14 protein-coding genes are annotated in these 18,696 nt (G+C 58.6%); 7 read left to right on the top strand and 7 right to left on the bottom strand.

Going from position 1 to position 18,696, the window contains the following annotated elements; all coding sequences use genetic code 11:
* Together ACIQU2_RS06905 and ACIQU2_RS06900 are read left to right on the top strand one after the other, a co-directional pair.
* Window positions 1–555 carry a helix-turn-helix domain-containing protein gene (locus ACIQU2_RS06905; RefSeq protein WP_140682294.1) on the top strand — a complete coding sequence of 185 codons (555 nt, stop codon included), beginning with the start codon at window positions 1–3 and terminating at the stop codon, window positions 553–555.
* A gap of 24 nt (window positions 556–579) precedes the next feature.
* Entirely contained in the window at window positions 580–1,926 is a 1,347-nt protein-coding gene (locus ACIQU2_RS06900; RefSeq protein ID WP_403139574.1) for a glutamine synthetase family protein, read from the top strand.
* A 252-nt stretch (window positions 1,927–2,178) separates the two neighbouring features.
* Here ACIQU2_RS06900 and ACIQU2_RS06895 read toward each other — a convergent pair whose 3' ends face one another.
* The gene (locus ACIQU2_RS06895) at window positions 2,179–2,811 is read right to left on the bottom strand and encodes a response regulator transcription factor (protein ID WP_008154581.1); all 633 of its coding nucleotides are present in this window, start codon (window positions 2,809–2,811) and stop codon (window positions 2,179–2,181) included.
* A 33-nt stretch (window positions 2,812–2,844) separates the two neighbouring features.
* Entirely contained in the window at window positions 2,845–4,212 is a 1,368-nt protein-coding gene (locus ACIQU2_RS06890) for a cache domain-containing protein (protein ID WP_347804838.1), read from the bottom strand.
* A 521-nt stretch (window positions 4,213–4,733) separates the two neighbouring features.
* On the opposite strand from ACIQU2_RS06890, the gene ACIQU2_RS06885 reads away from it, so the two are divergent.
* Window positions 4,734–6,791, top strand: a complete 2,058-nt coding sequence (locus ACIQU2_RS06885) for a carbon starvation CstA family protein (protein WP_403139571.1) — start codon at window positions 4,734–4,736, stop codon at window positions 6,789–6,791.
* Window positions 6,792–6,805: 14 nt separating this feature from the next.
* Window positions 6,806–7,003 carry a YbdD/YjiX family protein gene (locus tag ACIQU2_RS06880; RefSeq protein WP_007900300.1) on the top strand — a complete coding sequence of 66 codons (198 nt, stop codon included), beginning with the start codon at window positions 6,806–6,808 and terminating at the stop codon, window positions 7,001–7,003.
* Window positions 7,004–7,103: 100 nt separating this feature from the next.
* On the opposite strand, the gene ACIQU2_RS06875 is transcribed toward ACIQU2_RS06880, so the two are convergent.
* Complete coding sequence (locus tag ACIQU2_RS06875) at window positions 7,104–7,817, bottom strand: metallophosphoesterase (RefSeq protein ID WP_347806289.1); 714 nt, start codon at window positions 7,815–7,817, stop codon at window positions 7,104–7,106.
* Window positions 7,818–7,948: 131 nt separating this feature from the next.
* Window positions 7,949–8,152, bottom strand: a complete 204-nt coding sequence (locus ACIQU2_RS06870; RefSeq protein WP_283184049.1) for a hypothetical protein — start codon at window positions 8,150–8,152, stop codon at window positions 7,949–7,951.
* Window positions 8,153–8,765: 613 nt separating this feature from the next.
* Between ACIQU2_RS06870 and ACIQU2_RS06865 the strand changes: the two genes are divergently transcribed.
* Together ACIQU2_RS06865 and ACIQU2_RS06860 are read left to right on the top strand one after the other, a co-directional pair.
* Window positions 8,766–9,167, top strand: coding sequence for a DUF5329 domain-containing protein (locus ACIQU2_RS06865; RefSeq protein ID WP_403139567.1), 402 nt, complete (start codon window positions 8,766–8,768; stop codon window positions 9,165–9,167).
* A gap of 427 nt (window positions 9,168–9,594) precedes the next feature.
* Window positions 9,595–10,404: an integrase arm-type DNA-binding domain-containing protein gene (locus tag ACIQU2_RS06860; protein ID WP_403139565.1), complete on the top strand. Its 810-nt coding sequence runs from the start codon at window positions 9,595–9,597 to the stop codon at window positions 10,402–10,404.
* A gap of 258 nt (window positions 10,405–10,662) precedes the next feature.
* On the opposite strand, the gene ACIQU2_RS06855 is transcribed toward ACIQU2_RS06860, so the two are convergent.
* Window positions 10,663–12,366 (bottom strand): ABC transporter ATP-binding protein/permease, encoded by a 1,704-nt coding sequence (locus ACIQU2_RS06855; protein WP_403139562.1) that lies wholly within the window; start codon window positions 12,364–12,366, stop codon window positions 10,663–10,665.
* A 106-nt stretch (window positions 12,367–12,472) separates the two neighbouring features.
* Between ACIQU2_RS06855 and fhuF the strand changes: the two genes are divergently transcribed.
* Window positions 12,473–13,219, top strand: a complete 747-nt coding sequence (fhuF, locus tag ACIQU2_RS06850) for a siderophore-iron reductase FhuF (protein ID WP_403139560.1) — start codon at window positions 12,473–12,475, stop codon at window positions 13,217–13,219.
* On the opposite strand, the gene ACIQU2_RS06845 is transcribed toward fhuF, so the two are convergent.
* Together ACIQU2_RS06845 and ACIQU2_RS06840 are read right to left on the bottom strand one after the other, a co-directional pair.
* The gene (locus ACIQU2_RS06845; protein WP_403139557.1) at window positions 13,210–14,853 is read right to left on the bottom strand and encodes a cyclic peptide export ABC transporter; all 1,644 of its coding nucleotides are present in this window, start codon (window positions 14,851–14,853) and stop codon (window positions 13,210–13,212) included. The genes fhuF and ACIQU2_RS06845 overlap by 10 nt on opposite strands.
* On the bottom strand, window positions 14,850–18,665 hold the full coding sequence (locus ACIQU2_RS06840; RefSeq protein WP_403139555.1) for an amino acid adenylation domain-containing protein: 3,816 nt from the start codon (window positions 18,663–18,665) through the stop codon (window positions 14,850–14,852). Before ACIQU2_RS06840 ends, ACIQU2_RS06845 begins: the two co-directional genes overlap by 4 nt.
* Window positions 18,666–18,696 lie beyond the last annotated feature (31 nt).

The raw sequence follows: 18,696 nt of genomic DNA, 5'->3' as shown, positions 1-18,696 counted from the left end.
ATGGACATGCAAGAAGAAATCTCGGCGCTGGCGATCCTGATCCAGGACCTGCGCAAACACAAAAAATACACGCTGAAAGACCTGGCGGACAAAATCGGTCGTTCGGTCGGGTTTCTCTCGCAAGTCGAGCGGGGGTTGTCACGTCCCACGGTGGCGGACTTGACCGCCATCAGCGAAACCCTCGGCGTGCCGACTACCTATTTCTACAGCTTGCCCAAGCCCATGGCATTGCCTTGGGTTACCCGTCCGGATGAGCGACGCACGCTGTATTACGCCGACGGGATTACCGACATCCTCGTCTCTCCGAAGATGAGGGCGTCCTTTTCAATGCTTGAAAGCCAACTGGAGCCCGGCGCCAGCAGTGGTGATCGGCACATGAACGACAGCTCGGAGCAGGGTGGCTATGTCCTCGAGGGTGAGCTGACGCTGTGGCTGGATGACGATAAACCGGTGACATTGCGCACCGGCGACAGTTTTCAGCTAGCCAGTCATACACATTGTCGCTACGGCAACCTCTCGGATCAGCTCACCCGGGTGCTTTGGGTTTACACCTGATAAAAACAACAAGGAACACTAACGATGGATGCTGTCTGCTCTGATCTGGTTGCTGAGGTTCGCGCGTTTCGTCAGCGCTTCCCGCAGGTGCGTTACGTTGACCTGATTTCCCTGGACATCCCCGGGCATTTTTACGGTAAGCGCTACCCGATAGAAATGCTCGAGAAGGTCGCCGCTGGCAGCGTGCTCAAGCTGCCGCAAAACTGTGTGTTATTGGGCACGCAGGGCGGTCTGTTCAAAATCGGTGACTACTGTTTCAACGACGGCGACCCGGATGCTCCACGCCGCTTGGTGCCCGGTACGCTCAAGCCCGTGAGTTGGGAAAAACAACCGCTGGGGCAGATGCTGATTACCTCAAGCGGTACTGATAAGCCAATCGTCTTCGAGCCGCGTGAAGTGTTGGCGCAGGTGCTTGAGCGCCTTGGCCGAAAAGGGATTTTCCCCGTGGTCGCGTTCGAACTGGAGTTCTATCTGTTCGATCGCCAGCTACGTGACGGCTTGCCACAGTTCCCTCGCGATCAGCTGACCGACGATGCCGATGATCAGCCAAATATGCACATCGAACGGCTGTCGAGATTTTCACCGGTACTCGATGACATGGTCGAGACCGCGCGGGCGCAAGGCATCGATGCCACGGTGATCACTGCGGAGTTGGGCCCGGGCCAGTTCGAGATCAATTTCGGTCACCTTGACGACGGTCTGCGTGCGGCCGACTGGGCGGCCCTGTTCTGCCGCAGCACACGGGGCGTGGCCCTCAAGCACAACCACCGCGCCAGCTTCATGGCCAAACCCTACTTGCAGCACCCCGGTAGCGGCATGCATGTGCATGTGAGCCTTTACGACGAGGCGGGAACCAACCTGCTGGCGGCTAACGATCAACAGGCGCTACGCCACGCGGTGGCCGGTTGCCTTGAAGTGTTGCCGCATTGCATGCCGATCTTTGCACCGAATCACAACGCAATGCGGCGCTTGAGCGGCACGGTGAATGTCGCGACGCGCGCCAGTTGGGGCTTTGAAGATCGTGACGCCTGCCTGCGGGTGCCTGAGTCGGACGCTAAAAATCTGCGCATCGAACATCGCCTGGCGGGCGCGGATGCCAATCCTTATCTCGTGTTGGCGGCGATTCTGGTAGGGCTGGAGCAAGGGCTGGAAGTGGGGCGTGAACCGATTGCATCCCTCAACGAAGATCGTGGCAGCGGTATCGACTTCCCATTGGAGATGCTGGAGGCCGTGCGTTCGATGCAGAACAACGCGCAGCTGCGCGAGGGTTTAGGGGCAGAGTTTGTAGATGTCTACTGCGAAAACAAGCGCCAGGACCATTTGGCGTTCCTGCAGGACATCAGTGCGCGGGAGTATCGCTGGTACCTCTAAATCAGTCCTTGTCGCTACTCGTCCATAAAAAATGTGTGGATATTTAATGAGTTAGAAGATTTAGTAACTGGATAGTGAATCAAAATATCTTGTTACAGGCAGAAATATTAAGTAATATTCGCCCCGCGTTCACCACCACGGTTTATGCATTTTGAGTCCCAGGCGTCCATCAGCTGCCTGGGATTTTTTTTGCCTGAAATTCGGATAGGTGTGCACAAGACCAGAATCACAGCGGCAAATGATGCATATCCGCTACCGCGAAATGATCCCGTGATCGATTGCGTATTTGACCAGGGCCGCCGGTTTGTCGATGTTGAGTTTGCGACGGATGCTCAAGCGATGGGTTTCTACCGTGCGAACGCTGATGTCCAGTTCGCGGGCCATCTCCTTGTTGTTCAGCCCTTGCGCCATCTTGTACAACACCTGGCTCTCGCGCGGTGTCAGCTCGTTGTCGGTATTTTTATCGGCGATGAGCCGCTGGGCGATCTCGGCACTGTAGAACGTGCCGCCACTGGCGATGGCTTCGATCGCCGCGATGATTTCCCGCGACGGTGAGTTCTTCAGTACATAGCCGCTGGCCCCCGCGCGAACGGACTCACTCACGTATTCATTATTGTCGTACATGCTGAGCACCAGCACCTTGAGCGACGGGTACTGGCTGCGCAACACCCGGGTCAGCTCGAGCCCGTTCATGTCCCGCAGGCTGATGTCGACCAGCAACAGGTCCGGCTGGCAGCGCCCGACCATTTCAATGGCATCCGCGCCACTCTCGGCTTCGCCCACCACTTCCAGGGGGGGCATGACCGCCAGCAGCGCTTTGATCCCGTCGCGGACCAGGGCGTGATCGTCGACCAGGGCGACGCGGATCGGGTAGGGCAGGTTCATTGCGGGCATTCACTCTTGTTGTTGTGGGGCGAGTCAGCGTTTTGCACCGGGCACTTTCATCGGCAGCAGAACGTCCAGCTCACTTCTTCCCGGCATCGAGATCAGGTCGAATCGTCCACCAAAATGCTCGACACGCTCACGGATATTACGCAGGCCAATGCCCGCGTGACGACGTTCGACCTGGGCGACGTTGAAACCGATACCGTCATCGACCACCGTCAACCGTACGGAATCTTCGGACCCGTGCAGGGTAATGGAGACGTTTTTAGCCTGGGCGTGTCGTTCAATATTAGTCAGGCCTTCTTGCACGATGCGAAACAGCGAGACCGCTGCCCCATCGACCAAGTGACAGTCGAATTCGTTGTCGTTAAAAGTCACCACCAGGCCGCTGCGTTGCTCGAATTCTGCGGCGAGTTGATCGATCGCAGCCGGAAGGCCCAGGGTGTCGAGCAGCGAGGAGCGTAGGTCGTGGGAGAGGCTGCGAACCTCGCCAATCGCTTCCCCCAGGCGTTCCGTGGCGTCTCTCAGCGTACTCAAACCCTTGTCGTGTGCTTGCCCATTCTCGAGCAGATGGCTGGCCAGTTCGAACTGAAACTTGATGGAGACCAGTAACTGGCTGATGCCGTCGTGCAGTTCACGGGAAACCCGTGAGCGCTCTTCCTCTTGCAAGCTGACGATACGCTGAGTCAGGCGCTGAAGTTTTTTGTCGGCCAGACGATGCTCGCTGACGTTCAGCGTCATGCCGCTGGCGAAGACAAACAGCACCGCCACGAGGGCCACCGCGGCAATCGCCAGCATGGTTTTACGAATGCCCTGGGCCACTTCGTCACGCGCCTGCTGGGTCGCGCGCTCCACGTCTTCAAGGTAGATGCCGGTGCCGAGCATCCAGCCCCAACGATCCAGCATCACCACATAGGCGAGCTTGTCGGTCACCTGGCCGGAAGAGGGTTTGTTCCAGGCGTAGCGCTGAAAGCCTTCGCCCGATTGCGCACTTTTGAGCAACGCCTGGATCACAGGCAAACCGTGAGGGTCCTTCATGTCCCACAGGTATTTGCCCACCAGCTCCGACTGGCGCGCGTGCATCAGGCTGCGACCCTCGTGGTCGTAGACGAAGAAGTAGCCATTGATGCCAAAGCTGAGCTTGCGCAGTTCTTCCAGCACTTGTTGCTGTGCGTGTTCGTCACCGTGACCGTCGTCGTACAGCGGTTCGATCAGGCTTTGCGCCATTTCGACGTAGTTCTTAAGTTCGGCGCGCTTGCTGGCCAGAATGCTGTCTTCGATCAGTTGCGCCTGTTGTTCACCCAGTTGGCGGTTCATGGAAATCACCAGCGCGCAGATGACGGCGATGGCCAACACCAGCGGAAGAATCCCGAGCGCGACGATTTTGTGTTTGAGCTGCATCTCTGCTCCTGTCCGGACCGAGGGAAGGCGAAGGCCCGGCATCATATGCCAAAGATACGCGCGTCCAGTAGCGGTGCTGGAAAACCAGCACCGTCTATGACGAAAAAGCTTACCTGCAGGCTTTAACGCGGCGCGGATCAACGTTGATAGAGGCGCCGATGGAGGTAGCCACGAGTTGACGGAGAGGCTCAGGGCGTGAAGGGGCGGGTAGATCAAGATCAAAAGCTGCAGGCGAGCTAACGCTCGGCCTGTTGAGTGGTGAGGGGCGAAAGGCGTATCCGATCCCTTGTGGGAGCGAGCCTGCTCGCGAAGGCGGCCTGACAGCCGACCCATTACTCGCAGGTGTACACCATTCCCCTGTGGGAGCGGCGTCATCTACGTAGAACTACGTAGACGCCATGTACGTAGTAACGCGGATTTATTTGTAGACGGCATGCGGGGATATTGGGCCAGCTCCGCACAGCGGACACAATTATAAAAATTACCGCCGCAGTCCACTGGCTGTCGGCAGGAGACACGCTATGCCCCGTCTGGCTAAACACCTCGCCTGGTTTGCCGTGGCTGTCCTGGGAGCGTTTGCGCTAAGTGTCGTGGCCCTGCGCCGCGGCGAAGCGATCAACGCCCTCTGGATCGTAGTCGCAGCAGTCGCTATCTATCTCGTCGCATACCGCTACTACAGCCTGTTCATCGCTACCAAAGTGATGCAACTCGACCCCAATCGTGCCACGCCGGCTGTCGTTAACAATGACGGTCTGGACTACGTGCCGACCAATAAACACGTCCTCTTCGGCCACCACTTCGCCGCCATCGCTGGCGCGGGGCCGCTGGTCGGTCCGGTCCTGGCGGCGCAGATGGGTTACCTGCCCGGTACGCTGTGGCTGATTGCCGGCGTGGTGCTGGCCGGTGCCGTTCAGGACTTCATGGTCCTGTTCATGTCCACCCGCCGCAACGGCCGTTCCCTGGGCGACATGGTCCGTGAAGAAATGGGCCGCATCCCCGGGACCATCGCGCTGTTTGGCTGCTTCCTGATCATGATCATCATCCTCGCGGTGCTGGCGCTGATCGTGGTCAAGGCCCTGGCCGAAAGCCCGTGGGGTATGTTCACGGTGATGGCGACCATCCCGATCGCGATGTTCATGGGCATTTACATGCGCTACATCCGCCCGGGTCGCATCGGTGAAATCTCCATCGTCGGCGTGTTGCTGCTGCTCGGTTCGATCTGGCTCGGCGGGCAGATTGCCGCTGATCCGGTCTGGGCCAAGGCCTTTACCTTCACCGGGATCCAGATCACCTGGATGCTGATCGGCTACGGTTTCGTCGCCGCGGTATTGCCAGTGTGGCTGATTCTGGCGCCGCGGGACTACCTGTCGACCTTCCTCAAAATCGGCACCATCGTGGCCTTGGCGATCGGCATCCTGATCACCATGCCCGACCTGAAAATGCCGGCGCTGACCCAGTTCGTCGACGGTACCGGGCCGGTATGGAAGGGCGGTCTGTTCCCGTTCCTGTTCATCACCATTGCTTGTGGCGCAGTTTCCGGTTTCCACGCGCTGATTGCTTCCGGCACTACGCCGAAGTTGTTGGCCAGCGAAGGCCATGCCCGTTACATCGGTTACGGCGGCATGCTGATGGAATCCTTCGTCGCCATCATGGCCATGGTTGCTGCGTCGGTGATCGAACCGGGTGTGTACTTCGCCATGAATAGCCCGGCGGCGCTTGTCGGCTCTGACGCTGTTTCGGTGGCTCAGACCGTCAGCAGCTGGGGCTTTGCAATTACCCCGGAAGCGCTGCAAGCGGTGGCCAAGGACATCGGTGAAACCACCATCCTGGCCCGTGCCGGCGGTGCGCCGACCCTGGCGGTCGGTATCGCGCAGATCCTGCACCAACTTCTGCCGGGTGAAAACACCATGGCGTTCTGGTACCACTTCGCGATCCTGTTCGAAGCGCTGTTCATCCTGACGGCAGTCGATGCCGGTACCCGTGCCGGCCGTTTCATGTTGCAGGACTTGCTCGGTTCCTTCGTGCCAGCGCTGAAACGCACTGAATCCTGGATCGCCAACCTGATCGCAACCGCCGGTTGTGTGGCGATGTGGGGTTATCTGCTGTACCAGGGCGTGATCGATCCGCTGGGCGGCATCAACACCTTGTGGCCGTTGTTCGGTATCTCCAACCAGATGCTGGCCGGTATCGCGCTGATGTTGGCGACCGTTGTGCTGATCAAAATGAAACGCCAGCGCTACGTCTGGGTCACCATGCTGCCCGCTGTGTGGCTGCTGATCTGCACCACCACCGCAGGCTTCATCAAGCTGTTCGATGCCAACCCGGCGATCGGTTTCCTGGCCTTGGCCAAGAAGTACAGCGATGCCCTGGCCAACGGTCAGATCCTCGCCCCGGCCAAGAGCATCGACCAGATGCAGCACGTGATCTACAACGCGTACACCAACGCAACGCTGACCGCGCTGTTCTTGCTGGTGGTCTTCAGCATCCTGTTCTTTGCACTCAAGGTCGGTATCGCCGCCTGGGGCACCAAAGAACGTACGGATAAAGAAGCGCCATTCCAGGCACTGCCGGACGCCTGATCGAGGATTGCAGCATGTTCAATGACCTGAGTCGCCTCGGTAAATACCTCGGTCAGGCCGCGCGCCTGATGGTCGGCATGCCCGACTACGACACCTACGTCGAGCACATGCAAACCAAGCACCCGGACAAACCGGTGATGAGTTATGAGGTGTTCTTTCGGGAACGCCAGGAAGCTCGTTACGGAAGCAAGGCTGGGCCGAAGTGCTGTTGAGGGTGGGTGGCAGTGATGCCACCTGAATAGCTAATAAAGAACCCGGCTGATGAGGCCGGGTTTTTTTTTGAGTGAATGGCATTGGCCGATCCGTGTTGAGTCAGCTTGCGGGGATGGTTTCGAGCGTTTCGAGATCCAGCAGGGTGAAATAACCACGGTCCGGCCTCCAGCCACCCGTATCGATGTGAATCACATTGCCAAGGCTGACGGGCATATAAAGCGGCGTATGCCCTACGACCAGTGCGCGTAGGCCTTCAACGCCATGCGTTTCCTGCTGATCGATCCGCCTTCGTGACCACATGCAGTAGTGCTGCAGCTCCTGCAGACGCCTGTTGGTTTCCGGCGACTCCAGTTCCTTTCGCAGTTGCTGCCATGATGGAAATGGACAATCGGCGTGCACGATGCCGATCAGGCCGTATGCTGTTTCGACTTCGATCGCGATAGGGAGCTTGGCGAACTGCGCCGCGAATGCTTGCTTCTCGAACAGCGACAGGTCCACGAACCATGAACCGCCGTTGTCGATCCAGCTGTCGACGTCGCAGCTATCGAAGCACACCACGTAGTCGTCATGGTTGCCTCGCACCGGGTGGAACCATGCCTTGTCCAGCCAATCGAGCGCATCATGGCATTCGGGCCCGCGGTCAATCAGATCGCCAACACTGAACAGGCGATCTACCGAGTGGTTGAACCCGGCTGCATCCAGAGCGTCCTGCAACCGAGTGAAATGGCCATGAATGTCACCGACCGCGAAATCTCGGCCGGCAACGTTTGCGGCGAAGCGCTTAACACGCGACATCTCTAAAGTTTCGAGCATGGGAATGCCACTCCGGCTGCTCCCCAACGGGCTAGTCAGTTGAGTTTAGGCCAAGAAGTGGTACTCGACCTTACCGCGCCGGCAGGCAGACCTTTACCGCCTGCCCGACAGGCTGCCCAGATCAAACACCGTCAGAGCAAGTAGGCCGTTGCTTGCGCGAAATGGTTGTCCTGCACTCCTGCGATAAGGTGCAGAGGAATATGTTGCGCATCCATGGATGGAACTTCGAAACTATCCACAATCTGGGTGTGGCGCTCACTCAGCCCGGTCGACTCTTCGACAAGAGCCTTAGCCATTCTCGCGTGGTTCGCTGCGATTTCATTGAGAGTTGACACGTTACATCTCCGGTGACTGACCAAGCGCATCGCTGGCGTCCTAAGCGTTAATTAAAGTGCTGCCGCGTCAGAATTACGTCGTTCTGGGGCTGCCACGAGCGTCTTCTGCAAACCTTAAGCCAGGAATAGTCAAAAAAATCGCGCAGCGCTTCTGATACGACGAATGGTGCCGCCGCCATAGCGGTTGGCTTTGAAGGGGATATTTCCTGAGCCTATAAGGCCGGGGAAAAAGGTGATTAGACGTGCAGAAGTTGTTTTGTTAAAAAAATAGTGCATGGCTGCTATTGACGCGCCAATGCATCTCCATTCGGTTAGATGGAAATCGCCCAACATTGAGCTGGGCAACGATCAATGAGTCTGATGCCGATACAGGGATAAGTAACTGCGACTTTGGCCAACTGCTCGCGCACAGAGGTATTGGGCTCATTGATCCCTTTTCCCTTCCACAGGTTGATCCCTTCGAACGAACCACATCGCACAGCGTTCTGCTGGTTACCGTTGGGTATTGCGCGCAGGGGAGCGCATGCGGACTGGCCCAAACTTGAAGGCTAACAGCGCTGGCTGCTCGGGCGATGCCGCGCTACAGTCACCCCTTTCAGGACAAGGAAGTATCATGTGGATTTTGAAAGTAGCAGTGACTCGACCCATTTTCCGCCGATGGCTGATCACTGCTTCTATCGGCCTTTTTGCAGTGGCGGGCGGTGCGCAGGCTCAAACCACGCCACAGGCAAACCAGGAGATAAAAGGCTTGCTGGATTTTGTGGAGCGCAGTGAGTGTAAGTTCGTGCGCAACGGCAGTGAATACCCTGGACCCCAGGCTCGGGCACATCTCGAAAAGAAGCTGAATTATCTCGAAGGCAAAAACCTGGTGAGCAGCGCAGAAGACTTCATCGATCTCGCTGCCACTAAAAGCAGCATGAATGGCAAAGCCTATGAAGTGCGTTGCTCAACAGGTGTCCAACCGACGAGCACCTGGCTGAAGACAGAGCTACAGAGACAACGCCAGCTCCATTGAGCCTACCCCCGAAACGAGAAAGCCCAGGGCAACTGCTGGGCTTTTTCGTTTCGGGGATTCGAAAGTCGTGGTCGACGCCGGAGCGGGGTGAAACGGACTGAATTACAGAACGCTTTCCATAATAGTGATGGAAGATATGCCGACAGACGATGATTCCACCAAACCCCAGAAACGACAAAGCCCTGACTAATCAGGGCTTTGTCGGTACAAATATGGCGGAGGCGATGTCTCTTTTTTTGATGTTTATTGACGTCCATAGATGTTCTGTTTTGGTACGAAAAACAATTTTGAAAACAGTCGCTTATGAAGATTTTTGTCTTTTGTGTTCCGCATGCGGCTACGGAAAGCCAGGGGCCAAGGTATGGGCTGGAGTATGGGCTGAGACTCATCTAGATTGAGTCATCATCCTTTAAATAGGAGGTGACTGATGGCATCACTGACGACAAAAACCGTAGAGAAAATAATCAGGGTCGGGTTGGCTGGAATGACCAATGATGGCGACGGCCTCTACTTGAAAGTCGGCCGCTCCGGTGGCGCTAGTTGGATCTTTCGCTACAAGATTGCCGGCAAGAGCCGAGACATGGGGCTGGGCGGGAGTCCTGAAGTAAGTCTCGCGAACGCTCGTGAGAAAGCAGCAGAGGCCAGAAAGCTGAGAACTCTTGAAAAAGCACAAGATCTGAGCGCTAAAGCCCTGCACTTCACCATCCTGACAGCCTGCCGAACCAGTGAAGTGCCTGACTCTACCTGGGCGGAGATTGATCTCGTGGCAGGGATATGGACCATTCCGGCGTCGCGAATGAAAGCCGGGAAGGAGCACCGGGTTCCTTTGTCGCAAGCGGCTTTGGATCTACTGATCGCTCTTCCACGCGTAAAGGGGAACAATCATCTGTTTCCGGGTGCTCGAAAAGGGAGACCGCTGAGCAACATGGCGATGTTGATGGTGTTGCGTCGAATGAAGCGCAACGATCTCACGACTCACGGATTCCGTTCGACTTTTAGGGATTGGGCGAGTGCGGTCACCCACTATCCACGAGAAGTCTGCGAGCAGGCACTTGCACATGCAGTAGAGAGTGCGGTTGAGGCGGCTTATCGCCGTGGAAACCTTTTCGGCAAGCGGCAAATGTTAATGGATCACTGGTCACGATATGTGTGTGGCATTCAGGAAGCACAAGATAGCGGGACAGATAACAATATCGACCGATATCAGCAGGGATTCTTTTTCGTTCGCTTACCTTGAAAGACAAGCGAAGCCAAGAAAGGGGACAGGCTTCAGTGCCCCTTCAATCGATTCTGAGCCTGATTATCACGCTGGATCACCGACACAGGCTGGCATCGGTTCCAGTTGCACCGAAGCCCTAACTGTAACCGTCACAGGGCAATGCTTGGGCCGCGTTGGCGGTGTACAGGCTCGTTCGCCTGAGCGTGTTCAACGCAGAGCAGGCACGCAGTCAGGCTCGCAAACCCCAGCCACTTTTTTGGCACGATATCAATAATCTCAAAATTCCAGCGTGGTGGAGGGGATTGGTTTGGGCGCGGAGGGCAAAGCCACTGGCACCACATCGATCACGCAGGTGTGGTACGCACCGAGGCTTTCGCGATGGCCGATGCTGACCAGCGTAATGTCGGTTGCCGCCAGCGCTTCGTACAGCCGTCGCTCAGCACTGTCGTCAAGGCCCGAAGTGGCTTCATCGAGGAACAGCAATGGTGGCCGAATCAGCAAGGCGCGGGCCATGGCCAGGCGCTGTTGCTCGCCGGGGCTCAAACGCCGGCTCCAGTCATCGGTGCTGTGCAACGGCAAGTGCTGCAACTCTGTTAGTTTGAGCACGGCTTCCAGGCGTGCTTCATCGATTTCGATAGCACCGGTCTCGCCGGTTTGATGCAACAGTTCATGCAACGAACCATTGGGCAAATAAGGCCTCTGCGGCAGGATAAGTAGACCCTCGCGGTCCAGTTCGACACTGCCCTGGTGCCGTGGCCACAATCCTGCAAGCGAGCGGAGCAGGGTGGTCTTGCCCACGCCGGAAGGGCCGCGCAGCAGCAGCCGTTCGCCGGGAGCCAAGGTCAGCGTCAGCGGTTCGAACAGCGGTAAACCGTGCTCGTTCAGCGGTGCAAAGTCATGCAAACGCAGGCCAGCTGTACGACGGGTGACGGGGTCAACCGGTGCAGGTAGTGCGTCAAGTTCACGCCAGAAACTGCATAAGCGAGTCTTGGTCGCACGCCATTCGGCGATTTGCGGGTAGCTACGAATCAGAAACGAAAGAGAAGCCTGAATTTCGCCGAAAGCCGAAGCGATCTGAGTCAGTTGCCCCAGTTGGATTTCCCGCGAGAAGAAGCGCGGCGACACCAGCAGCAGCGGCAAGGTAAAGGCAAATCGCTCATACGCCGCATTAATGCCCAACAGGTGTTTTTTCGAGCGAACCAGCTTGCCGTAGTTGCTCAGCAGCAGTCCCAGTTGTCCCAGTAACTGCTTGCTTTCCCAGCCCTGACCACGGGAAAGGGCGACGTTTTCGGCGTCTTCACGAAGACGCGTCAGGCCGAAACGAAAATCCGCCTCACGACGTTGTTGCAGGAAATTGAGCCCGATCAGCGGTTTACCGATCCAGTGCGCGATGCCGCTGCCGATCACGGCGTAGATCAAGGCGAGCCATAACATATAGCCGGGGATGGCGATGGCATGCCCGGCGACTTCAAATTCCAGCGTGCCGGAAATGCGCCACATGATCATGCTGAACAGCACCACCAGAATGATCGCCTGGAGCAGGTTCAAGCCCAGGTCCAGGGTCTGCTCGACGAAGATCTTGCAGTCCTCGGCAATGCGCTGATCGGGGTTGTCGTAGGTCACGCTGTAAAAGCGGCTGCGGTAGTAGCGTTGGCTGTCGAGCCACTTGCCGAGAAAGGCCTGGGTGAGTTTTTCTCGCCAGCTGATCAGCAAGCGCTGCTGCACTTGGAACTTGGCCATGGTGCAGGCGATGAAGGCGACGTCGAGTACCAGCAACTCCACGACGTGATAACCGAACGCAGCGGCGTCCAGACTTTGCAACGAGTTGTAAAAGCCCAGGCTCCACTCGTTCCAGCGCACCTGGATCGCAATGATCCCGGCCACCGCCAGCATGGCCAGGGCGAGTGTCAGCCACGCGCGACGACGGCCTTGAGCTGACCAGTAAGGTGCGGCCAGCAACTTCATATCTTGGATGAACATCGGAGCGTCCTGCCTGGCAAACTTGGGGGTTGACCCGCCGTGTTGAGTCTTCGGAATTCAAAAAACGTGGTAGGTTAACAGTTCTCAAACTCAGTTACGAAGCCTCATGACGTCTCTTCAAACCACCGCCCGAATGCTCGACGAAACCCTGCTCGATCAGTTGTTTCGTTTCGATGGCGCCTTTCTGCGCAGCACCTGCCGACTGAGCAGCCACGTCGAAGGCCGTGGGTTGATTGAGTTTCGCGATCCGCAAACCTGCACTGACCTGTTGAGTCTTTACGCTCACTACTATCCCGCTGCGCCTCGGGCTGCACTGGTGTCGCAATGGTCGATGGACTTGATCTGCGTGACGCTGGCCTTACCGCTGGCCGCCGCTGCACAGGATCTGCGTTGTATCGTGCATGATCCCCATGTGGCGCTGGAAAACGGCATGCCTGTGGCTCAGGTGTTTGCTGCCGGTGAGGTGCTGCCATTGAACAATCCGCTGGCCTTCGCGCAGCAACTGCTGACTGAGGACATGGCGCCTCTGGTGCAGGCACTGGCCAGCGCCGGGCGGGTGGCCCAGCGCTTGCTATGGAACAACGTGGCGGCCGCCATCGATGTCGCACTCGATTACTTCCAGATGCCGCACGCGCCACAATGGCGTGACCATCTGTTTCGGGAGCGGCACTGGGCCGATGGCACTCGCAATCCGCTATACGGCTTCCTGCAACTGGCTCCCGGTCCGAGCGGCGTGCCATTACTGATGCGCAAGGTGTGCTGCCTGCACCATCAATTAGGTGATGCACGCCCGTACTGCGACAACTGTCCGCTGGTGCCGGGCGCTGACATCACAGCGCCTCATCAGGCATAAGCCGCGTGCGCTTCCACCTGGGTGAGACGGCCGTTCTCTACTTTCAGCACCCGGTCAGCCTGCTGGAAGTAAGCGTCATCGTGGGTGATCACGATCACGGTTTTGCCCCGGGCTTTCAGTTCCGGCAACAACTCCATGTAGAACACCCGCTTGAAGGTCGGATCCTGGTCGGCGGCCCATTCATCGAACAGATAAAACGGCTTGTCATCCAGATACGCCGACACCAGCGCCAGTCGCTTGCGTTGACCCGTAGACAGTTCCACGGTGGAAAAACGGTCATCGACAATGCTGACTTTGTGTCCTAACCCCAACGCTTTCACATAACGCGTCGCTTCGGCGGTGCGATGTTCGGCGTCCGGTCCGTCGTCACCCAACAAATGTTCGAACAGGTGGAAGTCAGCGAACACCGCGGCAAAGTGCTGACGGTATTGCTCGCGGTTGTCGTCATCCACTTCCACACCGTTGAGCACCACACAACCGGTTTCCGGTGCATACAAGCCCAGCATCAGCATCGACAGCGTGGTCTTGCCACTGCCGTTGCCACCCACCACAAACACAAGCTCGCCCTGTTCCAGCGTCAGGTCCACTGGCCCGAGCATGAAAGGATGATCCTCGTGCTCGCCGGGATAACGGTGGCACACACCGTTAAGCAGCAAGCGCATCGGGCCTTCACTGGCGAACACATTACCGATCGGCGCAGCTATCTGGGCTTCGGTGCTCAGCTCCGCATCCAGTTGGCGAATGCGGTTCAGGGCGATGCTGGCTTGACGCAGCGAGGGCAGGGCGATCATCAGGTCGGAGATCGGCCGTACCAGGTACAGCAAGGTTACGGTGAAACTGGTCAGCACGGTAATCGGTTGCGGGAGCCAGAACGGCACGATGAACAGCAGCACGCCGAGGTTGAGGTAAAACAGCAGCGTACCAAGGTTGGCCACCACCGAATATCCGGCCATACCGCGCAGGAAACGCACGCGAAACTCGTCGGCACCCGGACGGATGACTCGTTCGACAAAGGCTTCGCCGCGGGCGTTGTTCAGCTGCAATTCCTTGCTGCCTTCGATCAGGCTACGAAAGTGCTGATACAGCACATCCTTTTGCTGGCGCACTCGTTCCAGATGGCTCAACGGCCCACGTTCGGCCAAGTGAAACGCCACCAGGCCGACCATCAGAAACAATGCCAGAATCGCCAGCAACGACCACGACAGCCAAGCCAGGTAGGCGAAGCATGCCAGGGTCACCACGGCGTTGACGAACAGCAACGGTACCCACTCGAACGCAGCGGTAAACGTGTGCACGTCTTCGGTGAGGATTACCAGCAAGCGGTGTTTGCCCATGCCTTGCAGGCGTTTGAGCGGGGTGGCGAGCAGCTTGCGCGACAAGTCGATACGCATCTGGAAAATCGCGCTTTGGGTCAGGTGCAGAAGCGACAGTTCTGAACAGAGTTTGCTCAGCAGCATGCCGATACACAGCCCGAAAAACCCCAGGGCCAGTTCCGGCAATTGCTGCGGGTTGGCCAACCCACGGTTGATCAGAATCACCAGCCCCGCACTGGCCAGACCGCCCAGTGCGCCAGTGATCGAGGCCAGAGCCAGCAGGCGTGCCGATTGGCGGTAGAGATAGAGAATCAGGTTCATGCGACGGTTTCCGTCGAGGCCATGGCCAGCGACTTGTTGAGTTGTTCATGGAAGGCGGACTGCCCGAGGATCGAGTCGTGATCGGCGGGGACCTGATGATGACAGGTTCGCTGGCTGATCGCGTCCCATTGCGCCGGCAGATTCGGGTGCTCGACAAGCGTCTGTTCGGCCCACCAGAGTTGCAGGATGGCCTGCACGACGGGCACCGAATAGCCGCTGACCCAACGACGCGCGTCGGCCATCACATTCAAGGTCTGTTCGACATAGGCCAGCGGTGCATTGAGCCCTAGGCCGTTGGCACTCGTCCATTGCAACAAGGCGAAACGCAATTGCTCCACGCGACCCAGTTCGGCAGTCGCCGTGCGCAGCTCCGTCAGACATTGCTCGGTGAGTCGCTGGCGGCTGTCGCTGCTCAATTCTTGCTGAACGATGGCCTGCAGCGCATCCCACGCCAGCGTTTCATCCTCGGCGTGGAACGTGCTGTCGAACAACCCCAACCACTCAATCGTTTGCCCTTGGGCCTCCAGTTGCCGGGTCAGCTCCAGCGCGAGCAAGCCGCCCATCGACCAACCGGCCAGGCGATACGGACCCTGAGCCTGAATCTGGCGGATCTGCGGCAAGTATTCGCGGGCTAATGCAACGAGGTCCTGACTGCGCAGCGACTCGGGCAGCGGAACGCCGTACACCGGCAGCACCTTCGGCAACCCGGCGACCATCGGCATGTAATGGTGAACCCCGCCCGCTGGCTGGTGCAGGCAGAACAACGGTGTCTGTCCAGTTTCACCGGCCTGCAAGGAAATGATCGCTGCCTGGTCGTGGGGCCGGGTAATTTGTTCAGAAAGGCCGATCAACGTCGGGTGCTGGAAGATCACACTGACCGGCACCTCAATGCCGAGCGTGGCGCGCAACCTGGCGGTCATACGCACCACCAGCAGCGAATGGCCACCGAGGGCGAAAAAGTCGTCATGACGGCCGATTACTTCAGCCTCCAACAGCTCTTGCCATACTGCTGCGAGCACTTGTTCGACATGCCCTTCGGGCGCTGCGTAAGCCGCGAGACTGCGATTTGGCGTACGGGTCAGCAAGGCACGATGGTCGACCTTGCCGTTGGCAGTGCGCGGCAGCTGCGCCAGCCACTGGATATCGGCGGGAATCATGTGCGCCGGTAACAGCGCCCCGAGGGATTCGCGCACGGCACTGGCCTGAAGTTGAGTGGCCGATTCTATGAACGCACGCAAGCTCGGTTCGGTCTGAGTGGTGTCCAACAAGACCACCGCCAGTTTGGCGGCGCTGACGTTGCATAGCGCGGTTTCGATTTCGCCCAACTCGATACGGTAACCGCGCAATTTGATCTGTGAGTCGGTGCGCCCGAGGAACAGTAGTTGTCCGTCCAGGTCCTGCCAGGCGAAATCGCCGGTGCGATACAGGCGTTGGCCGTCGAGGGATGGATGACTGGCCTGGATGAATTTCTCGGAGGTCATCTGCGGCAGGCCCAGATAACCTTCGGACAGTCCCGGTCCGGCAATGTGAATTTCACCTTTGAACCCTCGGGCCACGGGGGCGCCGTCGCTGTCGAGCAAATACATCTGGGTGTGGGCAATGGCGCGGCCGATGGGGACGGACCCCGCGTTCTGATCGGGTTGGCAGAGAGCGACGGTGCTCCACACCGACGCTTCCGTCGGTCCGTATTCGTTGTAGAGCTGCGCGTCCGGTAGGCGGCGATAGTGGCTGTCGACCAGCGCTGGCGGGCAGCTTTCACCGGCGACAATCGCGGTGTTCAATGGACTCGGTACTTCGCCCAACTCGTCCAGGATCAAGGCGTACAACGAAGGCAGTGCCAGCAGGTGCGATACGCCGTGGCTGCGGATCAGCCGGGCCAGTTGCAGCGGATCTTTCTGTTCGGTTTCGCTGGCCAGGTGCAGGCAACCGCCCTGGGCCAGGCTCCAGAACAGCCCGGCGATGGAGCTGTCGAAGGCGAACGACGACAGCAGCAGGAAGCGTTGCACCGGCTGCGGATACCCCGCCAGCCGCGCCGCCAGCGAATGCAGGGCGTTGGCATGGCTGATGACCACGCCTTTGGGCTGTCCAGTACTGCCAGAGGTGTAAATCAGGTAGGCCGGCTGGTCCCGCGAGACGGTCGGCTCCTCCCGTAACGGCACCACCGGCATCGCTCGATCAATCGCCATCGCGCTCGGTTGCCAGTCCGCCGGCAGATCTTGCACGCGAGCGTTATGAGTCAGCACCAGACGGGCCTGGCTGTCGCGCAGAATATGCTCGATGCGCTCGGTGGGGTAGGCCGGGTCGATCGGTACGTAGCAGGCGCCGGCACGCAGGATGGCGACCAGCGCCACCACTGCATCGATGTCACGCGGCAGGAAATGTGCGATCCGAGCACCGGGTTCCAGGCCTTGGGCAAGCAATTGCTGAGTGAGGGCCGTGACGCGTTGATCCAGTTCGGCATGACTCAAGGTGCCGCTTGGGCCAGTGACCGCCGGGCATTGAGCGTTGGAGGCCGAGCCTTGGGCGAAACAGGCTGCCAGGTTTGGCAGGGCAAAAGTGGCGGCATAAAGCTGTTCTTGCGCCGGGCTCAAAGTCGGCGAAGTGGCCAATGCGCCGGTCACCCGTTGTTGCTCGGCGGCGCTGCAAGTTGTCAGTTGGCTCAGGCTGGCGGCCGGTTCACGCAGGCTGTGCTCGATCACGCTCAGCAACTGCTCGGCGAGGAGCTCGACATGGGCAGGTGAGTAGAGCGCGGCATCAAAATGCAGTGACAAACCACTGGCCGAACGCGGCTGGTATTGCAACAGCAACGCACAATCAGCGCTGACACTGTCAACCTGTTCGATCTGCCAACCGACATCGTTAAGCGCACTGTGCGGCACGACTGCGAGTTCGCGATAACCCACGCCCGACAGTGACGGCGCGTTGCTCAAGTGGCTCGGGTAGCTATCCCGGGCATCGTTGATCAGTCCAACACGCTCGCTCAATTGTTGGCACAACGCGGCAAACGACAGCTCGGGCGCGGTGTCGAGCGTCAGCGGCATGGGCTCGGAAAACAGGCCGATGGCATCACCCAACACGTCCGGACGCGTCTGGTTTTCGTAGGCCAGCGTCAGGCGTTCGGCTTCGCAGTAGCGTTGCCACAAGGTGACCCAGGCGGCGAGCATGACCGTACCGGTGCTGACGCCGAGGCTTGTCGCTTGCTGATCGAGGCGTTGCAGGGTGGCGTCGTCGAACGACAGTTGCATCCGCGCCATTTCGACAATCCCGGTAGCCGGATTCTGCCGCTGCCAAGGCAAAGGCACATCCGCGACCATTGCATTGAACTGCTCATCCCAGAACTGTCGGCCCTGGTCGTCCACCGACTCCAGACGCCACGCCGCATAGTCGGCGTATTGCAGCGGCGGCTCCTGAGGCGCAGCTTGCAAGTAACCCAGCGCCCATTCTTCGCTGAGGTAGCCCAGGCTGGTGCTGTCCAGATGCAAGGCCGGCAGGTGCAAGGTCGCTGACTGGGTGTTCACGTGCAGTTCGATTCCCAGCGCCTGCCAATCAACGGTTGAATCGTCGATCACCTGCATCGGCAGCGACATCCCCGGCAGTTGCTGATAACGGGTGCGCAGAATCTCGTGGCGTTGCATCAAGGCCAGCAAACTGCTTTTCAGCCGTGCGCTGTCCAGCGGTTGTTCGCTGCGAATGCGCAGCGTGGCCCGCTGCGCTGACGGAGCCAGACGAGTTTGTTGCCGGCGCCACAGATGCGCCTGTTGCGGCGACAGTTCGAAGCCTTCGAATGGCGTGTCTTCGTGAGTCTGAGTCATGCTGAGACCTGTGCAAAAAAGTGGGACATGA

It is taken from the genome of Pseudomonas sp. NPDC098740 (genome assembly GCF_044760065.1).
In the GTDB taxonomy this organism is placed as follows: domain Bacteria; phylum Pseudomonadota; class Gammaproteobacteria; order Pseudomonadales; family Pseudomonadaceae; genus Aquipseudomonas; species Aquipseudomonas rossensis.
This window is presented reverse-complemented; position numbering and strand designations above follow the sequence as displayed.

Coding starts and splice junctions, on each gene's coding strand:
- ACIQU2_RS06865 (WP_403139567.1), top strand. CDS start 8,766: ATGTGGATTTTGAAAGTAGCAGTGACTCGACCCATTTTCCGCCGATGG.
- ACIQU2_RS06900 (WP_403139574.1), top strand. CDS start 580: ATGGATGCTGTCTGCTCTGATCTGGTTGCTGAGGTTCGCGCGTTTCGT.
- fhuF (WP_403139560.1), top strand. CDS start 12,473: ATGACGTCTCTTCAAACCACCGCCCGAATGCTCGACGAAACCCTGCTC.
- ACIQU2_RS06875 (WP_347806289.1), bottom strand. CDS start 7,817: ATGCTCGAAACTTTAGAGATGTCGCGTGTTAAGCGCTTCGCCGCAAAC.
- ACIQU2_RS06905 (WP_140682294.1), top strand. CDS start 1: ATGGACATGCAAGAAGAAATCTCGGCGCTGGCGATCCTGATCCAGGAC.
- ACIQU2_RS06860 (WP_403139565.1), top strand. CDS start 9,595: ATGGCATCACTGACGACAAAAACCGTAGAGAAAATAATCAGGGTCGGG.
- ACIQU2_RS06855 (WP_403139562.1), bottom strand. CDS start 12,366: ATGTTCATCCAAGATATGAAGTTGCTGGCCGCACCTTACTGGTCAGCT.
- ACIQU2_RS06895 (WP_008154581.1), bottom strand. CDS start 2,811: ATGAACCTGCCCTACCCGATCCGCGTCGCCCTGGTCGACGATCACGCC.
- ACIQU2_RS06890 (WP_347804838.1), bottom strand. CDS start 4,212: ATGCAGCTCAAACACAAAATCGTCGCGCTCGGGATTCTTCCGCTGGTG.
- ACIQU2_RS06840 (WP_403139555.1), bottom strand. CDS start 18,665: ATGACTCAGACTCACGAAGACACGCCATTCGAAGGCTTCGAACTGTCG.
- ACIQU2_RS06885 (WP_403139571.1), top strand. CDS start 4,734: ATGCCCCGTCTGGCTAAACACCTCGCCTGGTTTGCCGTGGCTGTCCTG.
- ACIQU2_RS06845 (WP_403139557.1), bottom strand. CDS start 14,853: ATGAACCTGATTCTCTATCTCTACCGCCAATCGGCACGCCTGCTGGCT.
- ACIQU2_RS06880 (WP_007900300.1), top strand. CDS start 6,806: ATGTTCAATGACCTGAGTCGCCTCGGTAAATACCTCGGTCAGGCCGCG.